The sequence below is a fragment of the Arthrobacter sp. Z5-13 genome (genome assembly GCF_056499105.1).
On the sequence record NZ_CP096460.1, the window covers coordinates 1217282 to 1240944 of the forward strand.

Annotated in this window: 29 protein-coding genes; 28 read left to right on the top strand and 1 reads right to left on the bottom strand. The window is 60.3% G+C overall.

What is annotated here, in order from left to right; genetic code table 11:
* The first annotated feature begins 389 nt into the window (after nucleotides 1-389).
* From rpsL to M1E02_RS05785, 6 genes are all read left to right on the top strand, one after another.
* Complete coding sequence (gene rpsL, locus M1E02_RS05760) at nucleotides 390-764, top strand: 30S ribosomal protein S12 (protein WP_011692814.1); 375 nt, start codon at nucleotides 390-392, stop codon at nucleotides 762-764.
* Nucleotide 765: 1 nt separating this feature from the next.
* Nucleotides 766-1236, top strand: coding sequence for a 30S ribosomal protein S7 (gene rpsG, locus M1E02_RS05765; protein ID WP_011692813.1), 471 nt, complete (start codon nucleotides 766-768; stop codon nucleotides 1234-1236).
* 69 nt (nucleotides 1237-1305) lie between these two features.
* On the top strand, nucleotides 1306-3420 hold the full coding sequence (gene fusA, locus M1E02_RS05770) for an elongation factor G (RefSeq protein WP_479377177.1): 2115 nt from the start codon (nucleotides 1306-1308) through the stop codon (nucleotides 3418-3420).
* 263 nt (nucleotides 3421-3683) lie between these two features.
* Nucleotides 3684-4874 (top strand): elongation factor Tu, encoded by a 1191-nt coding sequence (tuf, locus tag M1E02_RS05775; protein ID WP_247041846.1) that lies wholly within the window; start codon nucleotides 3684-3686, stop codon nucleotides 4872-4874.
* A gap of 183 nt (nucleotides 4875-5057) precedes the next feature.
* Nucleotides 5058-9515, top strand: a complete 4458-nt coding sequence (locus tag M1E02_RS05780) for a hypothetical protein (protein ID WP_479377178.1) — start codon at nucleotides 5058-5060, stop codon at nucleotides 9513-9515.
* A 29-nt stretch (nucleotides 9516-9544) separates the two neighbouring features.
* Nucleotides 9545-9670: a hypothetical protein gene (locus M1E02_RS05785; protein ID WP_479377179.1), complete on the top strand. Its 126-nt coding sequence runs from the start codon at nucleotides 9545-9547 to the stop codon at nucleotides 9668-9670.
* Between the two features lie 48 nt (nucleotides 9671-9718).
* Here the strand turns inward: M1E02_RS05785 and M1E02_RS05790 are convergent, their stop codons facing one another.
* Nucleotides 9719-11146, bottom strand: coding sequence for a GH1 family beta-glucosidase (locus M1E02_RS05790; RefSeq protein WP_479377180.1), 1428 nt, complete (start codon nucleotides 11144-11146; stop codon nucleotides 9719-9721).
* 430 nt (nucleotides 11147-11576) lie between these two features.
* Between M1E02_RS05790 and rpsJ the strand changes: the two genes are divergently transcribed.
* The 22 genes from rpsJ to M1E02_RS05900 all read left to right on the top strand — a co-directional run bounded on the left by rpsJ (nucleotide 11577) and on the right by M1E02_RS05900 (nucleotide 23565).
* Nucleotides 11577-11885, top strand: a complete 309-nt coding sequence (rpsJ, locus tag M1E02_RS05795; protein WP_038464699.1) for a 30S ribosomal protein S10 — start codon at nucleotides 11577-11579, stop codon at nucleotides 11883-11885.
* 17 nt (nucleotides 11886-11902) lie between these two features.
* Nucleotides 11903-12553 carry a 50S ribosomal protein L3 gene (gene rplC, locus M1E02_RS05800; RefSeq protein WP_003803812.1) on the top strand — a complete coding sequence of 217 codons (651 nt, stop codon included), beginning with the start codon at nucleotides 11903-11905 and terminating at the stop codon, nucleotides 12551-12553.
* Nucleotides 12554-12557: 4 nt separating this feature from the next.
* Entirely contained in the window at nucleotides 12558-13178 is a 621-nt protein-coding gene (gene rplD / locus M1E02_RS05805; RefSeq protein WP_247046533.1) for a 50S ribosomal protein L4, read from the top strand.
* Nucleotides 13175-13480: a 50S ribosomal protein L23 gene (rplW, locus tag M1E02_RS05810; RefSeq protein WP_011692807.1), complete on the top strand. Its 306-nt coding sequence runs from the start codon at nucleotides 13175-13177 to the stop codon at nucleotides 13478-13480. Before rplD ends, rplW begins: the two co-directional genes overlap by 4 nt.
* A gap of 29 nt (nucleotides 13481-13509) precedes the next feature.
* A complete protein-coding gene (rplB, locus tag M1E02_RS05815) occupies nucleotides 13510-14349 on the top strand; it encodes a 50S ribosomal protein L2 (protein ID WP_214968817.1) in 840 nt (279 codons plus the stop codon).
* A 12-nt stretch (nucleotides 14350-14361) separates the two neighbouring features.
* On the top strand, nucleotides 14362-14643 hold the full coding sequence (gene rpsS, locus M1E02_RS05820) for a 30S ribosomal protein S19 (protein ID WP_018773666.1): 282 nt from the start codon (nucleotides 14362-14364) through the stop codon (nucleotides 14641-14643).
* 38 nt (nucleotides 14644-14681) lie between these two features.
* Nucleotides 14682-15047 (top strand): 50S ribosomal protein L22, encoded by a 366-nt coding sequence (gene rplV / locus M1E02_RS05825; protein WP_003803798.1) that lies wholly within the window; start codon nucleotides 14682-14684, stop codon nucleotides 15045-15047.
* Nucleotides 15048-15884: a 30S ribosomal protein S3 gene (gene rpsC / locus M1E02_RS05830; protein WP_479377181.1), complete on the top strand. Its 837-nt coding sequence runs from the start codon at nucleotides 15048-15050 to the stop codon at nucleotides 15882-15884. It abuts the gene before it with no gap.
* Entirely contained in the window at nucleotides 15885-16301 is a 417-nt protein-coding gene (gene rplP, locus M1E02_RS05835; RefSeq protein WP_003803795.1) for a 50S ribosomal protein L16, read from the top strand.
* A gap of 2 nt (nucleotides 16302-16303) precedes the next feature.
* Complete coding sequence (gene rpmC / locus M1E02_RS05840; RefSeq protein WP_281507255.1) at nucleotides 16304-16639, top strand: 50S ribosomal protein L29; 336 nt, start codon at nucleotides 16304-16306, stop codon at nucleotides 16637-16639.
* Nucleotides 16636-16947 (top strand): 30S ribosomal protein S17, encoded by a 312-nt coding sequence (gene rpsQ, locus M1E02_RS05845; protein WP_247046530.1) that lies wholly within the window; start codon nucleotides 16636-16638, stop codon nucleotides 16945-16947. The genes rpmC and rpsQ overlap by 4 nt, the downstream gene beginning before the upstream one ends.
* Nucleotides 16948-17306: 359 nt before the next feature.
* Nucleotides 17307-17675: a 50S ribosomal protein L14 gene (gene rplN, locus M1E02_RS05850; protein ID WP_003803789.1), complete on the top strand. Its 369-nt coding sequence runs from the start codon at nucleotides 17307-17309 to the stop codon at nucleotides 17673-17675.
* Nucleotides 17676-17678: 3 nt separating this feature from the next.
* A complete protein-coding gene (gene rplX, locus M1E02_RS05855; protein WP_066436866.1) occupies nucleotides 17679-18038 on the top strand; it encodes a 50S ribosomal protein L24 in 360 nt (119 codons plus the stop codon).
* Complete coding sequence (gene rplE / locus M1E02_RS05860) at nucleotides 18038-18619, top strand: 50S ribosomal protein L5 (RefSeq protein WP_479377182.1); 582 nt, start codon at nucleotides 18038-18040, stop codon at nucleotides 18617-18619. The genes rplX and rplE overlap by 1 nt, the downstream gene beginning before the upstream one ends.
* 94 nt (nucleotides 18620-18713) lie before the next feature.
* A complete protein-coding gene (gene rpsH, locus M1E02_RS05865) occupies nucleotides 18714-19112 on the top strand; it encodes a 30S ribosomal protein S8 (protein ID WP_056425243.1) in 399 nt (132 codons plus the stop codon).
* An 18-nt stretch (nucleotides 19113-19130) separates the two neighbouring features.
* Complete coding sequence (rplF, locus tag M1E02_RS05870) at nucleotides 19131-19667, top strand: 50S ribosomal protein L6 (protein WP_458111613.1); 537 nt, start codon at nucleotides 19131-19133, stop codon at nucleotides 19665-19667.
* 2 nt (nucleotides 19668-19669) lie between these two features.
* Entirely contained in the window at nucleotides 19670-20053 is a 384-nt protein-coding gene (gene rplR / locus M1E02_RS05875) for a 50S ribosomal protein L18 (protein ID WP_479377183.1), read from the top strand.
* On the top strand, nucleotides 20050-20784 hold the full coding sequence (gene rpsE, locus M1E02_RS05880) for a 30S ribosomal protein S5 (RefSeq protein ID WP_479377184.1): 735 nt from the start codon (nucleotides 20050-20052) through the stop codon (nucleotides 20782-20784). Before rplR ends, rpsE begins: the two co-directional genes overlap by 4 nt.
* 3 nt (nucleotides 20785-20787) lie before the next feature.
* The gene (gene rpmD / locus M1E02_RS05885) at nucleotides 20788-20994 is read left to right on the top strand and encodes a 50S ribosomal protein L30 (protein WP_056626615.1); all 207 of its coding nucleotides are present in this window, start codon (nucleotides 20788-20790) and stop codon (nucleotides 20992-20994) included.
* The gene (gene rplO, locus M1E02_RS05890) at nucleotides 20995-21489 is read left to right on the top strand and encodes a 50S ribosomal protein L15 (RefSeq protein ID WP_247046525.1); all 495 of its coding nucleotides are present in this window, start codon (nucleotides 20995-20997) and stop codon (nucleotides 21487-21489) included. It begins immediately after the preceding gene.
* Nucleotides 21490-21679: 190 nt separating this feature from the next.
* Nucleotides 21680-22990: a preprotein translocase subunit SecY gene (gene secY, locus M1E02_RS05895; protein ID WP_479378074.1), complete on the top strand. Its 1311-nt coding sequence runs from the start codon at nucleotides 21680-21682 to the stop codon at nucleotides 22988-22990.
* A gap of 5 nt (nucleotides 22991-22995) precedes the next feature.
* Nucleotides 22996-23565 carry an adenylate kinase gene (locus M1E02_RS05900; RefSeq protein ID WP_479378075.1) on the top strand — a complete coding sequence of 190 codons (570 nt, stop codon included), beginning with the start codon at nucleotides 22996-22998 and terminating at the stop codon, nucleotides 23563-23565.
* The last annotated feature ends 98 nt before the right edge of the window (nucleotides 23566-23663 follow it).

The window sequence follows — 23663 nt, forward strand, 5'->3', positions numbered from 1 at the left end:
AAAGGGATGGTCCCGCACCGAAAGGTGGGGGACCATCCCGTTTAACGCATGGGTAGTGCGCCGGCACAGGGCCGATTAAGGTCTGCTGGCCGTCCGTGTTAGACTGGATACCAATTGTTATTGTGGCAGTGGATGAGTGCGCCGATACAGCTGAAAGGCTGAATCAGAGCGACGTTTCCGGTTTGCAGGGTTCTTGTGCAACGTATGCCACATTTTTGCATGCCTAGGGACCTTTCATGACGCGAGTCGGTCGTTCCCTATGTCTGCGATCAGACTATTAAGGCTTCGCCTCAGCTGCTCTGGAGACTTCTTCAAAGCTCGGGCGGCGGGGCAAAGCAACAGGAGAGCGGCTGTCAGCGGCCGCTCCGGATAAAACGGAGAACACGAGAGTGCCTACGATTAACCAGCTGGTCCGCAAGGGCCGCACGCCTAAGGTCAAGAAGACCAAGGCTCCCGCTCTTAACGGCAGCCCCATGCGCCGCGGTGTTTGCACCCGCGTTTACACAACCACCCCGAAGAAGCCGAACTCGGCCCTTCGTAAGGTTGCACGTGTGCGCCTTAACGGTGGCGTTGAAGTCACCGCTTACATCCCGGGTGTAGGCCACAACCTCCAGGAGCACTCCATTGTGCTCGTACGTGGCGGCCGTGTTAAGGACCTTCCGGGTGTCCGCTACAAGATCGTCCGTGGTGCCCTCGATACCCAGGGTGTCAAGAACCGTAAGCAGGCTCGCAGCCGCTACGGCGCAAAGATGGAGAAGAAGTAATATGCCTCGCAAGGGTCCGGCCCCCAAGCGGCCGCTCGTACTAGATCCCGTTTACGGCTCCCCGTTGGTCACCCAGCTGATCAACAAGGTGCTGGTTGACGGCAAGAAGTCCACCGCAGAGCGCATCGTTTACGGTGCCCTTGAAGGTGCTCGCGCCAAGTCCGGCGGCGACCCCGTCGCAGCCCTCAAGAAGGCTATGGAGAACGTCAAGCCTTCCCTCGAGGTCCGCTCCCGCCGTGTCGGTGGCGCCACCTACCAGGTTCCTGTTGAGGTCAAGCCGGGCCGCTCCACCGCACTGGCTCTCCGCTGGCTGGTTGGCTACTCCAAGGCCCGCCGCGAAAAGACGATGACCGAGCGTCTCCAGAACGAGATTCTGGATGCGTCCAACGGTCTCGGTGCCGCTGTAAAGCGCCGCGAAGACACCCACAAGATGGCCGAGTCCAACAAGGCCTTCGCACACTACCGCTGGTAATACTTCCCGGACGCCGCCGGCTCAGACGAGCCGGCGGCGAACGTGTAGTCCATCCGAAAGGGAGACACCGTGGCACAGGACGTGCTTACCGACCTTAGTAAGGTCAGAAACATCGGCATCATGGCCCACATCGATGCCGGCAAGACCACCACCACCGAGCGCATTCTGTTCTACACAGGTGTGAACCACAAGATTGGCGAAACGCACGACGGCGCTTCGACCACCGACTGGATGGAACAGGAAAAGGAACGCGGCATCACCATCACGTCTGCCGCCGTGACCTGCTTCTGGGAAAACAACCAGATCAACATCATCGACACCCCCGGTCACGTGGACTTCACCGTTGAGGTTGAGCGCTCCTTGCGTGTCCTCGATGGTGCCGTTGCCGTGTTCGATGGCAAGGAAGGCGTGGAGCCGCAGTCGGAGACTGTCTGGCGCCAGGCTGACAAGTACAACGTTCCGCGCATCTGCTTCGTCAACAAGATGGACAAGCTGGGCGCTGACTTCTACTTCACCGTCGACACCATCATCAGCCGCCTCGGTGCCAAGCCGCTCGTTATGCAGCTGCCCATCGGCGCCGAGAACGACTTCGTTGGCGTCGTGGACCTGCTGTACATGCGTGCATTGGTCTGGCCCGGCGACTCCAAGGGTGACGTCACCATGGGTGCCAAGTACGAGATCCAGGAGATCCCGGCTGACCTCAAGGAAAAGGCCGAGGAGTACCGCGCAAACCTCATCGAGGCTGTTGCAGAGTCCTCTGAAGAGCTCATGGAGAAGTACCTCGAGGGTGAAGAGATCACCGTCGACGAACTCAAGGCCGGCATCCGCAAGATGACCATCAACTCCGAGCTCTACCCGGTGTTCTGCGGGTCCGCCTTCAAGAACCGTGGCGTACAGCCGATGCTGGACGCTGTTGTGGACTACCTGCCGAACCCGCTGGACGTCCCGCCGATGATCGGTCACGATCCCCGCGACGAAGAGAAGGAGCTTACTCGTAAGCCTTCCTCTGAAGAGCCGTTCTCGGCCCTTGCGTTCAAGATTGCGACGCACCCGTTCTTCGGTCAGCTCACCTTCGTCCGCGTGTACTCCGGTCACGTTGAAGCCGGCTCCCAGGTGGTCAACTCCACCAAGGGCAAGAAGGAGCGCATCGGCAAGCTGTTCCAGATGCACGCCAACAAGGAAATGCCGGTTGACGGCGCTACCGCTGGCCACATCTACGCAGCAATCGGTCTCAAGGACACCACTACTGGTGACACCTTGTGTGACTCCAGCAACCAGATCGTCCTCGAGTCCATGAGCTTCCCGGAGCCCGTGATCTCTGTTGCGATCGAACCGAACACCAAGGGTGACCAGGAGAAGCTCTCCACGGCCATCCAGAAGCTCTCCGCTGAGGACCCGACCTTCCAGGTTTCCCTCAACGAAGACACTGGCCAGACCATCATCGCCGGCATGGGCGAGCTCCACCTGGACATCCTTGTGGACCGCATGCGCCGCGAGTTCAAGGTTGAGGCAAACGTTGGCAAGCCGCAGGTCGCTTACCGCGAAACCATCAAGCGTGCTGTAGAGCGTCATGACTACACGCACAAGAAGCAGACCGGTGGTTCCGGCCAGTTCGCAAAGATCCAGATTGCGATCGCACCGCTGGACACCTCCGAGGGTGAGCTGTACGAGTTCGAGAACAAGGTCACCGGTGGCCGTGTTCCCCGCGAATACATCCCGTCCGTGGACGCCGGTATCCAGGATGCACTGAACGACGGCGTCCTGGCCGGTTACCCGGTTGTCGGCATCAAGGCCACGCTGATCGACGGCGCGTACCACGATGTTGACTCCTCGGAAATGGCGTTCAAGATCGCCGGTCGCATGGCTTTCAAGGAAGCTGCACGTAAGGCGAACCCCATCCTGCTCGAACCGCTGATGGATGTCGAGGTCCGAACCCCTGAGGAATACATGGGCGAAGTTATCGGTGACCTCAACTCCCGCCGTGGCCAGATGCAGTCCATGGAAGATGCCCAGGGCGTCAAGGTCATCCGTGCGCACGTCCCGCTGTCCGGCATGTTCGGCTACATCGGTGACCTGCGCTCGAAGACCCAGGGCCGCGCTGTGTACTCCATGACGTTCCACAGCTACGCCGAGGTCCCGAAGGCGTTTGCCGACGAGATCATCCAGAAGAACCGCGGCGAATAGTCTTTTCGACTTTCACTGCTAACAAACTCGGGTGCGTTTCCGATCTCCGGAAATTCGCCTGGCGCAGGTGGCCGCGGCCCGGTTAGATGCAACCCGGTCAAGCCGGGCCCGGCCATCCGCGCGAACAGGCTCTAGGGACTAGTATTAGTTCCTGAATCTGCAATTTCACCAATCCAAAGCCCCCCAAGTAGACTTACTGGAGTTTCTGCCGCGACAAGCGCGGTTGAAGGGTAAGTCATTTGAAAACGTTCTAGGAGGAACCTGTGGCAAAGGCAAAGTTCGAGCGGACTAAGCCGCACGTTAACATCGGTACCATTGGTCACGTTGACCACGGTAAGACGACGTTGACGGCCGCCATTTCCAAGGTGCTGTATGACAAGTACCCGACTCTCAACGAGCAGCGCGACTTCGCGTCTATTGACTCTGCTCCCGAAGAGCGTCAGCGCGGCATTACCATCAACATTTCCCACGTTGAGTACCAGACCGAGAAGCGCCACTACGCACACGTAGACGCTCCGGGTCACGCTGACTACATCAAGAACATGATCACCGGTGCTGCACAGATGGACGGTGCAATCCTCGTGGTTGCCGCCACTGACGGCCCGATGGCTCAGACCCGTGAGCACGTTCTGCTTGCCCGCCAGGTTGGCGTTCCCTACCTGCTGGTCGCGCTGAACAAGTCGGACATGGTCGACGACGAAGAGCTGCTGGACCTCGTTGAAATGGAAGTTCGTGAGCTGCTCAGCGCACAGGGCTTCGATGGCGACGACGCTCCCGTAGTTCGCGTCTCCGGCCTGAAGGCTCTCGAAGGCGACCCCGTTTGGGTCAAGTCCGTCGAGGACCTCATGGAAGCTGTTGACGAGTCTGTTCCGGACCCCGTACGTGACCGTGACAAGCCGTTCCTGATGCCGATCGAAGACGTCTTCACCATCACCGGTCGTGGAACCGTTGTTACGGGCCGCGCCGAGCGTGGCACCCTGGCAATCAACTCCGAGGTCGAGATCGTCGGTATCCGTCCGATCCAGAAGACCACCGTTACCGGTATCGAGATGTTCCACAAGCAGCTCGACGAAGCATGGGCCGGCGAGAACTGTGGCCTCCTGCTCCGCGGTCTGAAGCGTGATGACGTAGAGCGTGGCCAGGTTGTCGTCAAGCCGGGTTCCATTACCCCGCACACCGACTTCGAGGCTAACGTCTACATCCTCTCCAAGGACGAAGGCGGGCGTCACAACCCGTTCTACTCCAACTACCGCCCGCAGTTCTACTTCCGCACCACGGACGTAACCGGCGTTATCACCCTGCCGGAAGGCACGGAAATGGTTATGCCTGGCGACAACACTGAGATGACCGTTGCGCTCATCCAGCCGATCGCTATGGAAGAGGGCCTCGGCTTCGCAATCCGCGAAGGCGGCCGCACCGTTGGTTCAGGCCGCGTTACCAAGATCATCAAGTAGTTTTTGCTGATCTTGGATCGGGTGCCTGTGTAAGGGCCTCGTGAACTTGGAAAGCCCCGCTGCTGGTGCAGCGGGGCTTTCCTTTGCTATTATTAATCAATTCAATGGATTTATTGTTGCGTCTAAGGGCAGGCTGCACTAGATCCGTCCAAGTTCCCGCAATGCCCAGTGGAAGGTCCCGTCATGTCGATGGCTTACCGAATCATCGAGTTTCTCCTGATTGGCGGAGTCTTACTGCTGATTGGCTTCCTGTGGGGACGAAAAGCCGGGAACAAAACCACTGCGGCAGGGGACCGGCAACAGCCTCATGTGACAGGGTTTTCCGGAGACGGGTCCTTTCAGGCAGGCTTCCAGGCCGGTCATCTCCAGGGGTGGCGGGACGCTACAACCCCAGCGCCGGCGCCCGCGGCACCACCCGGTCCACCTGACGCGCGGATTGCATCCCAGAAAGCACGGCGGGACCTGGCAGAAGATGGCTTCATCTTCCAACCGGAAACGGTCAACCCCAGCACCTCCATCCATGCAGGCAGTCCGTTCGTAAGCGAGCAGGACCGCCCATGGATACCCCTGGCTGGTCCTGTTCGACAACAGTCGATGCCGCTGCCGCCGTCCGCACCAGCTGCATCGGCCGTAGCCGGTTCCGCGTCTTCCGACCCGGCTTTGTCCCATCAAGGGTTTCCGCCGCCTCCGCCGGTGTGGCCAACTCCTCAGGAGTCCGAGGCGGAACGGCTGGCTCGCAAGGAGAAGCGCGACCGCCAAAACATCAACATCACCCTGTACATTGCGAGCCTCCTCCTTGTTGCCGCCGGTGCATTGTTCCTTGGCACCAATCTGCCAACGCTCCTGAAATTTGTAGGCGTTTGCGGCATCACGGCACTTTTCTACAGTGCAGGGTTTGTGCTGCACCGGAAGGTTCCCCGCCTGCGCCCTGCCGCCGTGGCGTTTGCTGGAACCGGCCTCGCGCTTATCCCGGTGGTGGGCCTGGCCTTGTACAACTTTGCGCTTCAGGACGGGCCCATTGCCTGGCTGACGACGTCGTTGCTTGGCCTCGCCGCCTATTCGTTTGCTGCCGTTCGGTTGGAAAGCCGGGTCCTCGCCTACTTGTCTCTGACCTTTGTTGTATCGAGCACCTGGTCAGGAGTATCCGTTTTAGGCGGTGCATTGGTGTGGTATTTCACCGCGATGATCGGCTTGGCTGTGCTCCTGACGGTTTTGACCTCCCTTCGCCCGCGGTGGCTTCCGCCGCTGTATGTACGGCCGCTGATCCAGTTGCATCCGCTGGTGGTTCCGGTAGTTGCGGTGTCCGTAACCGTGGTTCCGCTCCTGTTCACCAAAGCCGAATACGCCCTGGTGATGTTTCTCTGCGGCCTGTATCTTGCCGTGGTGGCGGCCGTTCCGGGCCGCTTAAGGTTCCTGAATTTCTATGGCGCGCGGGCAGCGCTGACCGTAGCCGGCGCAGCCATCGTCTGGGAGCTCACGGGTCGTCCGTCCTCGCTGGCCTTGGCGATTTCCGCATTGCTGGCAATTCAGGCACTGGCCGTGGGATTTGCCCGTGAGCGCGTGACATGGTGGTTCGGCGGGAACAGCAATCGTTGGAACCTGGACATTGCATTGACTTTCACCGTCCAGCTCATTGGCTCGTGGGCTTGGGTAATTTGGGTCGGGTTTGAAGCAGGTTACCGCCCGGCTGCCCTGCCCGTCTGGCTGCCCCTGTTGGCTACCCTTCTGCTTGGCATGGCATTGGCCACCCGGCTGCGGGGCGTAGCCGAATGGATGCCGGTGGCCACGATCGTTGCTGCCGCCTCGGTGAGCCCCATCCTCGGGAACTGGCAACTGGCCATCTTCCTCATTCTCACCGTCCTGTTCTGGCTGGTCCGGGCGGCTCGGCCTGGAACCCGGCGCCGTTACTTTGTGCTCGGCTCCCGTATCGCAAGCACATTTGCTGTCCCGCTCGTAGCGTTTGAGGTGATGGGGGAGTCCTCCCAACGCATTGCGGGGGCTCTGGTGGCCTTCATTCTTGCCTTGGTGATGCAGCAACTGGCTTCCGCCGCCCTGCTGAAAGAAGGGATTCCCACTGTTGCCCCTGGCGCCACGCTCGCGGGCAGTGCAGCTGCTGGGTTGTTCGCTTTGATCGCCCTGCCGTCTTTCGACGAGACTCCGGGCAAGGCTCTTACTGCAATCGTTCTCCTCGTCCAACTTGGTGCAGCCCTCATCGTCGGCTGGTTGCTGTTGTTGAACGGCCGCCTCGCAACCGCCGGCCGGGAAGATGCAGGAGGCCGTGGGCGGTGGATTCCCACAGTAGGCGAGCTCATGCCATTGGTGGCTTCCTTGATTCTTGTGCCTCTGGCCTTTAGCCAGGTGTCCGTGGCAGCGGGAAACATTGCGCTCCTGCTGTCGGCGGCTTATTTGACCGCATCCGGTGCCAGGCTCTCCGACGTTCGTCATCGCTGGACCTACTGGTGGATGGCCCGCGGGACGTGGACTGTTCTCGGCCTGACTGTATTTGAACAGGTCACGGACGCGGCAGGACCTTTGGTGCTCGCCGGGGAGAGCCTTACCCCGTCCCTCGTTGCGGTCCTTGTATTGGGGGCGCAACTGGTCTTTCCATTGACATCCTGGCACTTATCACCCCAGCGGTTTCCCGGGCACAGGGCAGCGGTTGCAGATGTCGCGGTGGTCTTGGCGCTCCAGGCTTTTGCCGTTCTGCTGCTGGGATCGTCAGCAGAAAATATGGCCATAGGATGGCCGAGTACTCTCTGCACTGTTGTGCTCGCGCTAAGTGCTGCTAGCTCAGGATTCGTTCTCCGCGGGAACATGCCGGCTTCATCCCTTGCTCCGCTGGTGTTGGCCTTTCTGCTGGTGGCCCGTGGGGATAAGCTCCTGGACGTTGAATTCATTCTCGGAATCTTCACGGTTTACGGCACAGCTATGGTTATGGCAGCCGAAGGAAGCCGGACCAAGGGCGCCTATTTCCTGGGAGCCCGCTTATTGTCCGCTGCGTTGGTGGTGGTCCTGGTTTCTGATGTCACCGGTTCTGCTTCGGCGGTAGCAGTCTCACTTGCCTTTGTTCTTGCCGCTCAGCATGCGGTGCGATGGCTCATGCGGGACCGGCTGCCAGAGATTTCTTACCAGCAGGCCGCCGTTTGGGCCACCCTGGCTGTGCAGGCAGCGCTGCCGGTTCACGACATTCTGATGGGGCGGATTTCCTCCGGAGAAGATGCTGGTAGCCTGCGCTGGGTGGTGCTCCTGGAACTGGTGCTGCTGCTGGTCTCCGCGGTCATTGCCAGCCGCTCCTTCGAAGCCCGTGGCGCCGTGTACCTGACTGTCTACGCCGGTGTCTTCGGCGTCGTGGCTCTCGGGCCGCTGCTTCGATCAGGGGCAGGGCCGGAACAGCAGGCGGTTTTTCTGGCCTCTCCCGTACTGACGCACGACGGCGTTGCCTTGGTACTGCTCGCTCTCTCCCTTGCAGGTGCTGCTTTCGGGATTCTCGTCCGACGACGGCACCTTCCCGACGGCCCAACCAGAGCAAGTGGGTTCAGTGGCAGTCACCGGACGATCCCGGATATCGAAGACCGGCTTTGGCTCGCAGCCGCTGGTGCCACGGCAGTGACGGCTTGCGCGGTATCTCCATTGGCTGCCGATTGGATTGCCGGCATGGCTATCGTTGTCCTTTCCATTGTCTGTTTCGTGGCCTCCCACCTTGAACGCATCGTGGCCTTGTACCCGCCGGCCGCTGTTGCCGCGCTGGTGGGCGCCAACCTGGCTGCCTTCGCCATCGTTCCTGTCCGCGACGACCCCTGGGGGAGTTATCTGCCGTGGCTGGTGGGATGCGGACTTGCTGCTGCCATGATGTACCTCGGACGGTGGGCCAACCATGGGCAGCTCGCAACGGACCCCGTGCGGCGTTGGTCATTGGCCGGGGGAGGAATCGCTGGCCTGGCATTTGTAGCCGCAATAGGGCTGGGCGAAGATGCCACTGCAGGGACCTCTGCCGGCTTGGTCGCAGCGGTGTCCCTGGCCTGCTGGCTGGAGGCGCCCGCTACGATGCGGCGGGCAACGGCGGAACTTGGTGCCCTCGCAGTGATTGCATCAGTCCAGCGGGCAGTTCTCTTCAATGGCGGGCCGGGTCAGGGACCGGATCCGTTCTGGGCGGCCCAGTGGTTCGTAATTCTGGCCGCCGTGCTCGCTGCGTTGAGGTTCGCGGCTGGCCAAACCATACCCGCCCGAGTGATCCTCGGCGTGGGTGCAGCCCTCTTATCGGTGAGCGGTATTGCCATAGTTTTCGGAGGAAGTCAAAGCCAGCAGCTCTGGGTTCTGGTACTTTTGGCAATCCTGCTGCTGGTCGGTGCTGCACGTAACGAGCCTCTCTTCGTTTGGTGGGGAGCGGCCGGCGTGACACTCTGCCTGATGTGGGCGATGCGTCAGTACACCTTCGCTCTTCTGGCACTCATGGCCGTGTCTCTCATCATCTTTGCTGTGTGGCGCCTGAACCGAACGAAACCGGCCGAGGCAGATTCATCGGTTGCCTCTGGAAACGTTGAAGTTCCGGGTGCCGGAACGCCGGAGGGTTTCCAGCCGCCCATGGCGTCCGGAGCACCAGAGCGGGCTGCGAACAGCGAAGGACCTGTCGGCGGCCCCTGATAGTGTTGGTTTCGATGAGAGGAGCCGGCATGGGTTGGCTGATATTCCTGGTGGTAGCTGTAGTTGTTGTAGCTGGAGTCTTCTGGGCGAAGAACCACTTCCGCCAAGAGATTGAGCGCGCAAAACGCATCAACAGGGCAAACAAGGACAAGTAGCCCAATTATTTGAGGCGAATCTCTGCCGGGACTGGCTACCAGTCCCGGTTATAACGTCCGGCGCGCTTTGCTGAGAGCCTGCAACCAGTAGAAGGACTCCTTGGGGGTACGCTCCAGCGTGTCAAAATCGACGTGGACCAGTCCGAAGCGCTGGGAGTAGCCGGCGGCCCACTCGAAGTTGTCCAGCAGCGTCCAAACGTAGTACCCCAGCAGTTCCACGTCCTCCGCTATTCCGCCTGGCGCCGTCGCATCCAAGGCATGCGCCAGGTGGCCGGAGAGGTAACTGATCCTGTCGGCGTCGTCGATGGGACCCGACACATGATCGGGTTCGGGAAAACTCGCACCGCTCTCCGTCACGAAGACAGGCGGCAGCGCCGCGCCGTATCTGTCTTTGAGTTCCCGCAGCAGGACGCCCAAGTGCTCCGGCGCCACAGGCCAGCCGAATCCCGTAGTTCCGTACTCCGGGTAGCCCACCTCGTGAAACGGCATGTGGGCGACGGCGGCAGCTGTAGCCGGCAGGCTGACGGCCCCACGGCCCAAGGCGACCTTCACGGGGTAGTAATAGTTGAGGCCGTAGAAATCGAGGGGCTGATGGATGGTGCGGAGGTCGGCGTCGGAAATCTTTCCCATGGAGCGCAACCACGGCCGGGCAACGAGCGGCAGTTTCGGGTACCTCCCGAGCAGGACAGGATCTGCATAGACCCGGTTCATCAGCGTGTCGAACACCTTGGCCACGAGCCTGTCGCCTGGCTTGGAGGTGGAAGGGCGCACAGGGGAGTGCAGGTTGGTGACACCCACGCCGCCTTTGACTCCTGCGGCCCTGAGCGCCTGGACGGCGAGACCGTGGCCCAGCAGCTGGTGGTGAATGGAGGGCAGGGCGTTGAACAGCAAATCCCGGCCCGGTGCATGAACACCGAGGGCGTATCCGTTAAGAGTCACCGATACGGGCTCGTTGAGGGTTACCCACTGGGCTACCCGGTCACCGTAGCGCTCCGCGGCGGCCGCGCTGTACTCAGCGAACCGCTCCGCGGTATTGCGGCTCATCCAGCCGCCCTGGTGCTCCAACGGCAGGGGAGTGTCCCAGTGATACAGGGTGACCATGGGGGAGATGCCGGCGTCGAGCAGTTGGTCAATGAGACGGTCGTAAAAATCCAGGCCTTGGCCGTTGAAAGGCCCGGTTCCGTCAGGCTGGATTCGAGGCCACGAAAGGGAGAACCGGTAAGAATCGACCCCCAGGTCCCGCATCAGCGCTACATCCTCGGCAGAACGGTTGTAGTGGTCGCAGGCAACAGCGGGCGAATGTCCGTCCAGGATGGCACCGGGTTTTTCGGCAAATGCATCCCAGCCGGATGGCCCCCTTCCGTCGGCAGCGAGGGCGCCCTCAATCTGAAAGGAGGCCGTAGCGACGCCCAGCGTAAAGCCTGGCCGCAGCCGGCTGGCCAGACTTTGAACAGACACAGGATCCTGCACAGTCATGCCCTTATCTTCCAATCGGCAGTTGCTGAAGGCAATAACCGGCCTGGCGATCCTAAGGAGAGAGGGGTCCTCCAGGGCCCGCTGAGTGACTGATTCGCTTCTGTGGATAAAATCCGGCATACTAGATGAGTTGTTCAAGCGCTTCTTCGCGTCCCGATCCGGATAATGCCGGGTGTCAGGGTCCAAGTGGAAGACCAAACATAACCCACTCCCCATGGAACTGCGGGCTGCTGCGCGTAAGAAGCGCGACACGCCCGACCGCGGGGGTCGGTTACGTCGGCAGGTTGAGGAACCCGGAAACGTCCGGATTCAGCTTGTGCGGCGGGTGGTAGTTACGACTTCAAATGCTTCGGCAGCCACATGCAACACGAAAGTAAACAGGGCAGCCCTAATTCGGGGGAAGCTACAGACTGAAAGAGAGTCAGGCGACATGGCGGGACAAAAAATCCGCATCCGGCTGAAGTCATATGATCACGAGGTCATTGACGTTTCAGCACGGAAGATCGTTGAGACGGTCACGCGCGCAGGCGCAACGGTTGTTGGCCCTGTGCCGCTTCCGACGGAGAAGAACATTTACTGTGTTATCCGCTCTCCGCACAAGTACAAGGACAGCCGTGAGCACTTCGAAATGCGTACTCACAAGCGTCTGATCGACATCATCGATCCCACGCCGAAGGCCGTTGACTCGCTTATGCGTCTCGACCTGCCTGCCGACGTGAACATCGAAATCAAGCTGTAGGGAGGTGCTGAGAGACTATGACCGCAACCCGTAATGTAAAGGGCCTGCTGGGCACGAAGCTCGGCATGACCCAGGTCTGGGACGAGAACAACAAGCTCATCCCCGTAACTGTGGTCCAGGCTGACTCGAACGTCATCACTCAGCTGCGCAATGCAGAGACTGATGGCTACGTCGCCGTTCAGATCGGCTACGGCCAGATCGATCCCCGCAAGGTCACCAAGCCGCTGGCTGGTCACTTTGAAAAGGCAGGCGTCACGCCTCGCCGTCACGTCGTCGAACTGCGCACTGCAGATGCTGACTCTTACGAGCTGGGCCAGGAGCTTTCAGTTGAGCTCTTCGAAGCCGGCCAGAAGATCGACGTTGTTGGCACCACCAAGGGTAAGGGCTTCGCCGGTGTTATGAAGCGTCACGGCTTCCACGGCGTTGGAGCTTCCCACGGTGCCCACAAGAACCACCGTAAGCCCGGTTCAATCGGTGGCGCATCCACCCCGAGCCGCGTCTTCAAGGGCATGAAAATGGCCGGCCGCATGGGCGCCGTCCGTCACACCACGCTGAACCTCACCGTTCACGCGGTTGACGTCGAGAAGTCGCTGCTCCTGATCAAGGGCGCCGTTCCCGGTGCCCGCGGCCAGGTCGTACTCGTACGCACTGCCGTGAAGGGAGCCTAGTTCAATGACTAGCACTGTCAAGGTTGACCTGCCTGCAGAGATCTTCGACGTTCAGACCAACGTGCCCTTGCTGCACCAGGTCGTCGTTGCACAGCTCGCTGCTGCTCGCCAGGGTACCCACAAGACCAAGACCCGCGCCGAAGTTTCCGGTGCCGGTCGCAAGCCGTTCAAGCAGAAGGGCACCGGCCGCGCCCGTCAGGGTTCAATCCGTGCTCCTCACATGACCGGTGGTGGCGTTGTTCACGGTCCCACACCGCGTGACTACAGCCAGAGGACCCCCAAGAAGATGATTGCTGCTGCACTGCGCGGCGCGTTGTCTGACCGCGCCCGCAACGGACGCATCCACGTTGTTGCTGAACTGGTTGCCGGCACCAAGCCGTCTGCCAAAGAAGCACTGGCAACACTGCGCGGCGTTTCCGAGCGCAAGAACCTGCTCGTTGTCATTGAGCGCGCCAACGATGTTGCAGCACTGTCCGTGCGCAACCTCGAGGAAGTTCACGTTCTGTACGCAGACCAGCTGAACACCTATGACGTTCTCGTTTCTGACGACGTAGTCTTCACCAAGGCTGCCTACGAAGCATTCGTTGCTGACAAGGCTGCAAAGAACGAGGAGGATGCCAAGTGAGTGCAGCCACCATCAAAGACCCCCGCGACGTCGTGCTTGCACCTGTCGTGTCGGAAAAAAGCTACGGCCTGATCGATGAGGGCAAGTACACCTTCCTGGTGGACCCCCGCTCGAACAAGACCGAGATCAAGCTGGCCGTGGAGAAAATCTTCTCCGTCAAGGTCGAATCGATCAACACCATCAACCGTGCCGGTAAGCGCAAGCGGACCAAATTCGGATGGGGTACCCGCAAGAACACCAAGCGTGCGATTGTCACCCTCAAAGAAGGCACTATCGACATCTTCGGCGGTCCGCTCGCGTAGCGGAGACCACTTTAACGAGGAAATGAATTATGGGAATCCGTAAATATAAGCCGACTACCCCGGGCCGTCGCGGCTCGAGCGTAGCGGACTTCACTGAAATCACGCGGTCGACGCCGGAAAAGTCGTTGGTACGTCCGTTGCCCAAAAAGGGTGGCCGTAACAACTCCGGTAAGATCACGACCCGTCACAAGGGTGGTGGACACAAGCGCCAGTACCGTCTGATCGACTTCCGTCGCCACGACAAGGACGGCGTCAACGCCCGCGTTGCCGAAATCGAGTACGATCCGAACCGCACGGCTCGCATCGCCCTCCTGCACTACGTTGATGGCACCAAGCGTTACATCATCGCGCCGAACAAGCTGTCCCAGGGCGACTTCGTAGAGGCAGGTGCCAACGCTGATATCAAGCCTGGCAACAACCTGCCCCTGCGGAACATCCCGGTGGGTACCGTTATCCACGCAGTTGAACTGCGCCCGGGTGGCGGCGCCAAGATGGCCCGCTCCGCTGGCGCTTCTGTACAGCTCGTCGCCAAGGAAGGCCGTTTCGCCCAGCTGCGTCTGCCCTCCGGCGAAATCCGCAACGTCGATGTGCGCTGCCGCGCAACCATCGGTGAAGTTGGCAACGCTGAGCAGTCGAACATCAACTGGGGCAAGGCCGGCCGTATGCGGTGGAAGGGCGTTCGCCCGACCGTCCGTGGTGTAGCCATGAACCCGGTTGACCACCCGCACGGTGGTGGTGAAGGTAAGACCTCCGGTGGACGTCACCCAGTCAACCCGAACGGTAAGCCTGAAGGCCGTACCCGCCGCCCCAACAAAGAGAGCGACAAGCTTATTGTTCGTCGCCGTCGTACTGGCAAGAACAAGCGATAGGAGCCTGGACACATGCCACGCAGCCTGAAAAAAGGTCCTTTCGTTGACCAGCACCTCTTTGTAAAGGTAGCCAGGGAAAACGAAAAGGGCACCAAGAACGTCATCAAGACCTGGTCCCGCCGCTCGATGATCGTCCCCGACATGCTCGGCCACACGATCGCCGTGCACGACGGACGCAAGCACATTCCGGTGTTTGTCACCGAGTCGATGGTCGGGCACAAGCTCGGCGAATTCGCTCCCACGCGGACATTCCGCGGCCATGTCAAGGACGACCGTAAGGGCAAGCGCCGCTAGGCGCCTGCACTTACGTCAAAGACGAGAGAAGGAAAGCAATGGAAGCCAAGGCAATTGCGCGTCACATCCGCGTAACGCCTATGAAGGCCCGGCGCGTCGTCAACCTTGTTCGTGGTAAGCAAGCGAACGAGGCTCTGGCAATTCTGAAGTTTGCCCCCCAGGCAGCTTCTGAGCCGGTATTCAAGGTAGTACAGTCGGCAATCTCCAACGCCCGGGTCCTCGCGGACCGCGACGGCGTGGCGTTTGACGAAGGTGACCTCATCATCAGCGAAGCGTTTGTTGATGAAGGCCCGACCATGAAGCGGTTCCAGCCGCGTGCTCAGGGTCGTGCATTTCAGATCAAGAAGCGCACCAGCCACATCACCGTGGTAGTCGCTACCCCGGAGAAAGAGGAGGCTCGCTAAGTGGGACAGAAAGTAAACCCGCACGGGTTCCGACTCGGCATCACCACCGATCACGTATCGCACTGGTTCGCTGACAGCACCAAGCCCGGCCAGCGGTACAAGGACTTCGTTCGCGAAGACATCCGTATCCGCCAGCTCATGTCCACGGGCATGGAGCGCGCCGGTATCGCCAAGGTTGAGATCGAGCGCACTCGCGACCGTGTCCGCGTGGACATCCACACGGCACGTCCGGGTATCGTTATCGGCCGCCGCGGCGCTGAGGCAGACCGCATCCGCGGCGAGCTCGAAAAGCTCACTGGCAAGCAGGTTCAGCTGAACATCCTCGAGGTCAAGAACCCCGAGATGGAAGCCCAGCTTGTTGCCCAGGGCGTTGCAGAGCAGCTGACCTCACGTGTGGCTTTCCGCCGTGCGATGAAGAAGGCAATGCAGTCAGCACAGCGCGCCGGTGCCAAGGGTATCCGTATCGCTTGCTCCGGTCGTCTGGGTGGCGCAGAAATGTCCCGCTCGGAGTTCTACCGCGAAGGCCGTGTGCCCCTGCACACCCTCCGCGCGAACATCGACTACGGCTTCTACGAGGCCAAGACCACCTTCGGCCGCATTGGCGTGAAGGTCTGGATCTACAAGGGTGACGTCACCGCCAAGGAACTGGCACAGCAGGCAGCTGCTGCACCGTCCCGTGGCCGTGGTGCCAGCGACCGCCCGGGCCGCCCGGGTGGCGCTGACCGTGGTGACCGTCGTCGTCGTACCGACCGTCCGGCAGCCGAAGCAGCTCCTGCTGCTGAAGCCGCTCCGGCAGTTGAGGCTGCACCCGCTGCAGTAGAAGGAGGACAGGCTTAAATGCTTATCCCACGTCGAGTCAAGCACCGTAAGCAGCACCACCCGGGTCGTTCCGGCGCTGCTACGGGCGGCACCAAGGTCTCCTTCGGTGAGTACGGCATCCAGGCCCTGAGCCCGGCATACGTCACCAACCGTCAGATCGAATCCGCACGTATTGCAATGACCCGCCACATCAAGCGTGGCGGTAAGGTCTGGATCAACATCTACCCGGACCGTCCGCTGACGAAGAAGCCTGCTGAAACCCGTATGGGTTCCGGTAAGGGTTCTCCGGAGTGGTGGGTTGCAAACGTCAAGCCGGGCCGGGTTCTCTTCGAACTCTCCGGTGTCAATGAAGAGGTAGCTCGCGAGGCCCTGCGCCTTGCAATCCACAAGCTCCCGTTGAAGGCACGCATTGTGCGTCGCGAAGGTGGTGAATAGAAATGGCAGTAGGGTCGAAGGATCTCGCACCCGCACAGCTGGACGGTTTCGACAACGAGCGTCTCGTTGAAGAACTCCGCAAGTCCAAGGAAGAGCTGTTCAACCTGCGTTTCCAGTCCGCCACCGGTCAGCTGGAGAACCACGGTCGTCTGCGCGCGGTAAAGAAGGACATCGCTCGCATCTACACCGTTCTCCGTGAGCGCGAGCTGGGCATTCGTGCCGAGGTTGCCGCACCGGTTGTGGAAGCCAAGGAAGAAAAGAAGTCCAAGAAGTCAGCAGCCAAGGCTGAGAAGGCTGAAAAGCCGGCCGAAGCTGAGACCGAGGAGGACGCCAAGTGAGTGAAAAGGACGAGAACGTGACGGAAACTGTTTCTGCTGCGGCAGCTACGGCTGAGCAGCGCGGTTACCGTAAGACGCGTCGTGGCTACGTGGTCTCGGACAAGATGGAAAAGACCATCGTTGTCCAGGTTGAAGACCGCGTGAAGCACGCCCTGTACGGCAAGGTCATCCGCCGCACCTCGAAGGTCAAGGCTCACGACGAGCAGAACATCGCCGGCATCGGCGATCTCGTGCTCATCGCGGAGACCCGCCCGCTGTCCGCCACCAAGAACTGGCGGCTCGTGGAGATCCTCGAAAAGGCCAAGTAACACCATCGGCTTTGCTAAAACGAAGCCGGACTGGAAACCCCTGTTCCCTCTGGGAGCGGGGGTTTCCGCGTCTCCCTGTGATGTGGAGGCGCAGAAGAATTGTGCTAGGATATTGAGTTTGTATGGCGCCGTTCGTGCGCCGTCATCAACCTCGTAAACAATCGTGCCACGGCATAGTGCCCCCTTGCGTCCTGATCAGTCAGGATCCGCCTGGGAAGCAAATGTTTTTGGCACGGGAGTTTAGGCCTGGTCTGGCAAAATCCAGGCAGGTCAAGAGACACCCCGATCAACCGTTCCGCAAGGCTCATTCCGTAGGAAGATTTTCGGTCTGAGAACCCGCGCGACGCAAGGAGTAAACAGTGATTCAGCAGGAGTCGCGACTCAAGGTCGCCGACAACACGGGTGCTAAGGAAATCCTTACCATTCGCGTTCTCGGTGGATCTGGCCGTCGCTACGCAGGCATTGGCGACGTCATCGTCGCTACCGTCAAGGACGCAATCCCGGGCGGCAACGTAAAGAAGGGCGATGTGGTTAAGGCCGTCATCGTCCGTACCAAGAAGGAACGCCGCCGTGCGGATGGTTCCTACATTAAGTTTGACGAGAACGCAGCTGTAATCCTGAAGAACGACGGTGACCCCCGTGGCACCCGTATCTTCGGACCGGTTGGTCGTGAGCTCCGTGACAAGAAGTTCATGAAGATCGTTTCTCTTGCTCCGGAGGTGCTGTAGTCCATGGCTAAGATCAAAAAGGGTGACCTCGTTCAGGTCATCACTGGCGCCAAGGCTGAGCGCGGCGGCGACCGCGGCAAGCAGGGCAAGGTTCTGCGCGTATTCCCCGAGACCAACCGCGTGTTGGTTGAAGGCATTAACCGCGTAACCAAGCACACCAAGGTCGGTCAGTCGCAGCGCGGCACCAAGACCGGTGGCATCGAGGTCGTTGAGGCTTCAATCCACATCTCCAACGTGGCCCTGGTTGACCCCTCCACCAAGAAGCCCACCCGCGTCGGTTTCCGCACCGAAACCGTTGAGCGCGATGGCGTGAAGCGTGAAGTGCGCGTACGCGTGGCCAAGAGCTCCGGGAAGGACATCTAATGACTGAGACTCTCGAGACTCCGGCAAGCAAGATCGTTCCTCGTCTGAAGACCAAGTACGCGGATTCCATCAAGAGCACGCTCGTTGAGGAATTCAAGTACGAGAACATTAACCAGGTTCCGCGCCTGGTCAAGGTTGTCGTGAACATGGGTGTTGGAGATGCCGCAAAGGACTCCAAACTGATCGACGGCGCTGTCCGCGACCTCACCCTGATCACCGGCCAGAAGCCCCAGGTCACCAAGGCCCGCAAGTCGATCGCTCAGTTCAAGCTGCGCGAAGGCATGCCCATCGGTGCACACGCAACTCTGCGTGGAGATCGCATGTGGGAATTCCTGGACCGTCTGGTTACCCTCGCACTGCCCCGTATCCGCGACTTCCGCGGCCTCAGCGGCAAGCAGTTTGACGGCAACGGCAACTACACCTTCGGTCTGACCGAGCAGGTTATGTTCCACGAGATCGACCAGGATTCCATTGACCGCGTTCGCGGTATGGACATCACGGTTGTCACCACTGCAAAGACCGATGACGAAGGCCGCGCGCTGCTTAAGGCGCTTGGCTTCCCGTTCAAGACCGAAGATTAATCTAGCTACATAAAAGGTCCGCCTGGCCAGGTACATGGGAAGTGATTCCCTGATCCACCAGCGGAAACCGTTATGAGGAAGGGCAAGAGCCCACATGACTATGACAGATCCTGTCGCAGATATGCTTACGCGTCTGCGCAACGCAAACTCGGCATACCACGATTCCGTGTCTATGCCTTACAGCAAGCTCAAGGCACGCGTCGCTGACATCCTGAAGGCCGAAGGTTACATCGCCTCCTGGAAAGAAGAAGACGCTGAGGTTGGCAAGAAGCTGACCCTCGAGCTCAAGTTCGGCCCGAACCGCGAGCGTTCAATTGCTGGCGTTCGTCGTATTTCCAAGCCGGGACTGCGCGTTTACGCAAAGTCCACCAACCTGCCGCACGTGCTCGGTGGCCTGGGTGTCGCAATCCTGTCCACCTCTTCCGGCCTCTTGACTGACAAGCAGGCCGGCAAGAAGGGCGTGGGCGGCGAAGTCCTCGCTTACGTCTGGTAACGGGAAAGGAAGAGAATAATGTCACGTATTGGACGTCTCCCCATCACCGTTCCTGCAGGCGTTGAGGTCAAGGTTGACGGCTCTGTCGTCAGCGTCAAGGGTTCCAAAGGCGAGCTGAGCCACACTGTGCCCAGCCCGATCGAGGTATCCCTGGAAGAAGGCACCCTGACTGTCGCCCGCCCGAACGACGAGCGCGCCTCCCGTTCGCTGCACGGCCTGACACGCACCCTGATCGCCAACATGATCCAGGGCGTCACCGCAGGCTACGAGAAGAAGCTTGAAATTGTCGGTACCGGTTACCGCGTTCAGGCCAAGGGTTCTGACCTGGAGTTCGCTCTGGGCTACAGCCACCCCGTCAACGTCTCTGCACCGAACGGCATCACCTTTGCAGTAGAGGGTCCGACCAAGCTCTCTGTCTCTGGAATTAGCAAGCAGCAGGTCGGCGAAGTTGCTGCCAATATTCGCAAGCTGCGGAAGCCGGACCCCTATAAGGGCAAGGGCATCCGTTATGCCGGCGAAGTCATCCGCCGCAAGGTCGGAAAGGCTGGTAAGTAACCATGGCCATAGCAATTAACAAGAAGCGTACGAACAAGAGCAAGTCTGCCGCACGCAGCCGTCGCCAGCTTCGTATCCGTAAGCGCCTCTCAGGTACGGCTGTACGTCCTCGTCTGGTCGTCAACCGTTCCGCACGCCACATGTTCGTCCAGGTTGTCGATGACACCAAGGGACTGACCGTGGCTGGCGCCTCCACAATGGAAGCCGACCTTCGTGCATTCGACGGCGACAAGACTGCCAAGGCCAAGCGCGTTGGCGAACTCGTCGCTGAGCGCGCCAAGGCCGCCGGTATCGAAGCCGTAGTCTTCGACCGCGGTGGTAACAAGTACCACGGCCGGATCGCAGCTGTTGCTGACGGTGCACGTGAAGGTGGGCTGTCACTGTGACGGAAGCAAACAAGGAAAAGGACACTGTGTCTGCAGATCAGAAGGCACCTGTTGCCGTAGCTGCTGAAGCCACTGAGACCACTGCCCCCGCAGCCGCTGATGACCGCCGTGGTGGCGCTCGTCGTGGCGAGCGTGGTGACCGTGGCCAGGGCCGCGGCGACCGTGGTGGCCGTGGTGGCCGCGACGGCGGCCGCGAAGCCGAGAAGAGCCAGTTCGTAGAGCGCGTTGTGACCATCAACCGCGTTTCCAAGGTCGTCAAGGGTGGTCGTCGCTTCAGCTTCACCGCACTCGTCGTCGTTGGTGACGGTAACGGTATGGTCGGCGTCGGCTACGGCAAGGCGAAGGAAGTTCCCGCAGCAATCGCTAAGGGCGTTGAAGAAGCCAAGAAGTCCTTCTTCCGCGTTCCCCGCGTTGGCAGCACCATCCCGCACCGCGTGCAGGGTGAAGCTGCTGCAGGCGTCGTAATGCTCCGTCCGGCTTCCGCCGGTACCGGTGTTATCGCTGGCGGTCCGGTCCGTGCAGTACTGGAGTGCGTGGGCATCCACGACATCCTCTCCAAGTCGCTCGGTTCCTCCAACGCCATCAACATCGTTCACGCGACTGTTGACGCTCTGAAGCGCCTGGAAGAGCCCGCGTCTGTGGCAGCCCGTCGTGGCCTGCCGCTGGACGAGGTCGCTCCGGCTGCATTGGTGCGCGCTCTTCTGAACCAGAACCAGAAGGCAGGTGTCTAAGGCATGGCCAAGAACCTGATTCCCTCCGACGCTCAGTTGGAGATCACTCAGATCAAGTCCGCCATTGGCGGCAAGCAGAACCAGCGCGACACCCTGCGGTCCCTCGGCCTGAAGCGGATCGGACACACTGTTGTCCGCACCGCCGACGCCGTGACTGTCGGAATGCTGAACACGGTTCCGCACCTGGTAAAGGTAGAGGAGGCGAAGTAAATGGCAGAGAAGAACACCGCCGAAAAGGCACAGGGCGCCACTGCTGAGAAGCAGAACGCACTGAAGGTTCACCACCTGCGTCCCGCCCCGGGTGCCAAGACCGCCAAGACCCGTGTTGGTCGTGGTGAAGGTTCCAAGGGTAAGACCGCTGGTCGCGGTACCAAGGGTACGAAGGCCCGCTACCAGATCAAGGCTGGCTTTGCCGGCGGCCAGTTGCCGCTGCACATGCGCCTGCCGAAGCTGCGCGGCTTCAAGAACCCGTTCCGGGTTGAGTACCAGGTTGTTAACCTGGACAAGCTCAACGAGCTGTTCCCGGAAGGTGGCGCTGTCACCGTGGAGAACCTGGTTGCAAAGGGTGCCGTTCGCAAGAACCAGCCCGTCAAGGTGCTGGGCACCGGCGACATCACCGTAAAGGTTGACGTCACGGTCGACGCATTCTCGGCCAGTGCGGCCGAAAAGATTGCTGCAGCAGGCGGAAGCACCACCGCGCTCTAAACGAGTGCGGGCAAGCAGTTGCCTATTGCGAAAAAACTTCCGGTTGCCGGGGCTCAGGCCTCGTCAACCGGAAGTTTTTTTATTTTCGGGGCCTCACCGATTATCGGCGGAGCGCATCCACCCGTTAGACTCGGTTGTTGGGTTTATTGACCCTGCTCACATGACTTCATTAAACAACTCAGGAGGACGCTTGCTTAGCGCATTTGGCCGGGCCTTTCGCACGCCTGATCTGCGACGCAAGTTGTTGTTCACGCTGGGAATCATCACAATCTTCCGCTTGGGCGCTTTCATACCCTCGCCTGGTGTGAACTACCAGAATGTCCAGCAATGCTTGTCGAACGGTCAGACCTCGGGCGGTATCTACCAGCTCGTTAACTTGTTCAGTGGCGGTGCCCTGCTTCAAGTGTCCATCTTCGCCTTGGGGATCATGCCGTACATCACGGCAAGCATCATTGTGCAGCTCCTGCGGGTGGTTATTCCCCGTTTCCAGCAACTGTACGAAGAAGGCGCCTCGGGCCAGTCGAAGCTGACGCAGTACACGCGTTACCTGACTATCGCCCTTGGCCTGTTGAACGCGACGACACTGGTGTCGTTGGCACGGTCAGGGCAGCTGCTCCCGGGCTGCAACCTCCCGATCATTCCTGATGACAGCATCATCACCACCATCCTCCTCATCATCACCTTGACTGCCGGTACCGGCTTGATCATGTGGATGGGCGAACTGGTGACTGAAAAGGGTGTCGGCAACGGCATGTCCCTCCTGATCTTCACATCGATCGCCGCCGGCTTCCCCACCTCCCTCAGCGCCATCTGGACGTCACAGGGCCCGGGAACCTTCTTCATGGTGATTGCGATCGGCCTTCTGACTGTGGCCCTTGTGGTGTTCGTGGAGCAGTCCCAGCGGCGTGTCCCCGTACAGTACGCAAAGCGCATGATCGGCCGCCGGACCGTCGGCGGAACCAGCACGTACATCCCCATCAAGGTGAACATGGCCGGCGTCGTGCCCGTTATCTTCGCTTCCTCGATGCTGTACCTGCCGGGCCTGATCTCCCAGTTCAACCAGCCCCGGGCCGGCGAACCCGTCCAGCCGTGGGTTGAATGGATCAACAACAACCTCACACGCGGGGATCACCCCATCTACATGGCGCTCTACTTTGCCATGATCGTCTTCTTTACTTACTTCTACGTCGCGATCACCTTCAATCCTGAAGAGGTCTCGGACAACATGAAGAAGTACGGCGGCTTCATTCCCGGCATTCGGGCTGGCAAGCCAACCGCGGATTACCTGCAGTATGTCCTCTCACGGATCACGTTGCCGGGAGCCCTCTACCTGGGGTTTGTGGCACTGATTCCGTTGGTGGCCCTGGTCCTGATCAACGCCAACCAGAACTTCCCGTTCGGTGGCACGTCGATCCTGATCATGGTGGGCGTCGGCCTTGAAACGGTCAAGCAGATTGATGCGCAGCTACAGCAACGTCACTATGAAGGGCTCTTACGATGACCAGAATGTTGATTATCGGACCTCCTGGCTCCGGCAAAGGAACGCAGGCGGAACGTATTTCGGAGCGGCTCGGCGTCGTAGCGATTTCCACTGGCGACATCTTCCGCGCCAACGTTAAGGGTGAAACTCCCTTGGGCCTCGAAGCCAAGAAGTACATGGACGCCGGAGACTTTGTTCCGGACAGCGTCACTAACAAAATGGTGCGCGACCGCCTCAGCGAAGGGGACGTCGACGGCGGCTTCCTCCTGGACGGTTACCCTCGCACCACGGCCCAGGTCGATTATCTGGACCAGATCCTCGCTGATGGCGATCAGAAGCTCGACGTCGTGCTGCAGCTGACTGCGGACGACGAGGAGCTGGTTACCCGCCTCCTGGGCCGCGCCAAGGAAACCGGCCGCAGTGACGACAATGAAGCCGTCATCCGGCACCGTCTGGACCTTTACCACGAGCAGACTGAAGCCGTTGTGGCCAAGTACGCGGAGCGCGGCATTCTGACCCAGGTCGACGGCATTGGCGCCATCGACGCAGTCACGGACCGCGTCATGCAAGCCATCAAGGCGGCTCAGGCCGCCTAGCGACTACGCTGCTTCAGCTGTAGAGTCAGGGCAGTTGCCAGACTGGCTCACTTCCGGAAGGGCACGTTCCACTCAGGGAGCGTGCCCTTCCTGTTTGT

Coding starts and splice junctions, on each gene's coding strand:
- rpsG (WP_011692813.1), top strand. CDS start 766: ATGCCTCGCAAGGGTCCGGCCCCCAAGCGGCCGCTCGTACTAGATCCC.
- M1E02_RS05780 (WP_479377178.1), top strand. CDS start 5,058: ATGTCGATGGCTTACCGAATCATCGAGTTTCTCCTGATTGGCGGAGTC.
- M1E02_RS05785 (WP_479377179.1), top strand. CDS start 9,545: ATGGGTTGGCTGATATTCCTGGTGGTAGCTGTAGTTGTTGTAGCTGGA.
- M1E02_RS05790 (WP_479377180.1), bottom strand. CDS start 11,146: ATGACTGTGCAGGATCCTGTGTCTGTTCAAAGTCTGGCCAGCCGGCTG.
- rpsJ (WP_038464699.1), top strand. CDS start 11,577: ATGGCGGGACAAAAAATCCGCATCCGGCTGAAGTCATATGATCACGAG.
- rplC (WP_003803812.1), top strand. CDS start 11,903: ATGACCGCAACCCGTAATGTAAAGGGCCTGCTGGGCACGAAGCTCGGC.
- rplD (WP_247046533.1), top strand. CDS start 12,558: ATGACTAGCACTGTCAAGGTTGACCTGCCTGCAGAGATCTTCGACGTT.
- rplB (WP_214968817.1), top strand. CDS start 13,510: ATGGGAATCCGTAAATATAAGCCGACTACCCCGGGCCGTCGCGGCTCG.
- rpsS (WP_018773666.1), top strand. CDS start 14,362: ATGCCACGCAGCCTGAAAAAAGGTCCTTTCGTTGACCAGCACCTCTTT.
- rplV (WP_003803798.1), top strand. CDS start 14,682: ATGGAAGCCAAGGCAATTGCGCGTCACATCCGCGTAACGCCTATGAAG.
- rplP (WP_003803795.1), top strand. CDS start 15,885: ATGCTTATCCCACGTCGAGTCAAGCACCGTAAGCAGCACCACCCGGGT.
- rpmC (WP_281507255.1), top strand. CDS start 16,304: ATGGCAGTAGGGTCGAAGGATCTCGCACCCGCACAGCTGGACGGTTTC.
- rplX (WP_066436866.1), top strand. CDS start 17,679: ATGGCTAAGATCAAAAAGGGTGACCTCGTTCAGGTCATCACTGGCGCC.
- rplE (WP_479377182.1), top strand. CDS start 18,038: ATGACTGAGACTCTCGAGACTCCGGCAAGCAAGATCGTTCCTCGTCTG.
- rpsH (WP_056425243.1), top strand. CDS start 18,714: ATGACTATGACAGATCCTGTCGCAGATATGCTTACGCGTCTGCGCAAC.
- rplF (WP_458111613.1), top strand. CDS start 19,131: ATGTCACGTATTGGACGTCTCCCCATCACCGTTCCTGCAGGCGTTGAG.
- rplR (WP_479377183.1), top strand. CDS start 19,670: ATGGCCATAGCAATTAACAAGAAGCGTACGAACAAGAGCAAGTCTGCC.
- rpmD (WP_056626615.1), top strand. CDS start 20,788: ATGGCCAAGAACCTGATTCCCTCCGACGCTCAGTTGGAGATCACTCAG.
- rplO (WP_247046525.1), top strand. CDS start 20,995: ATGGCAGAGAAGAACACCGCCGAAAAGGCACAGGGCGCCACTGCTGAG.
- M1E02_RS05900 (WP_479378075.1), top strand. CDS start 22,996: ATGTTGATTATCGGACCTCCTGGCTCCGGCAAAGGAACGCAGGCGGAA.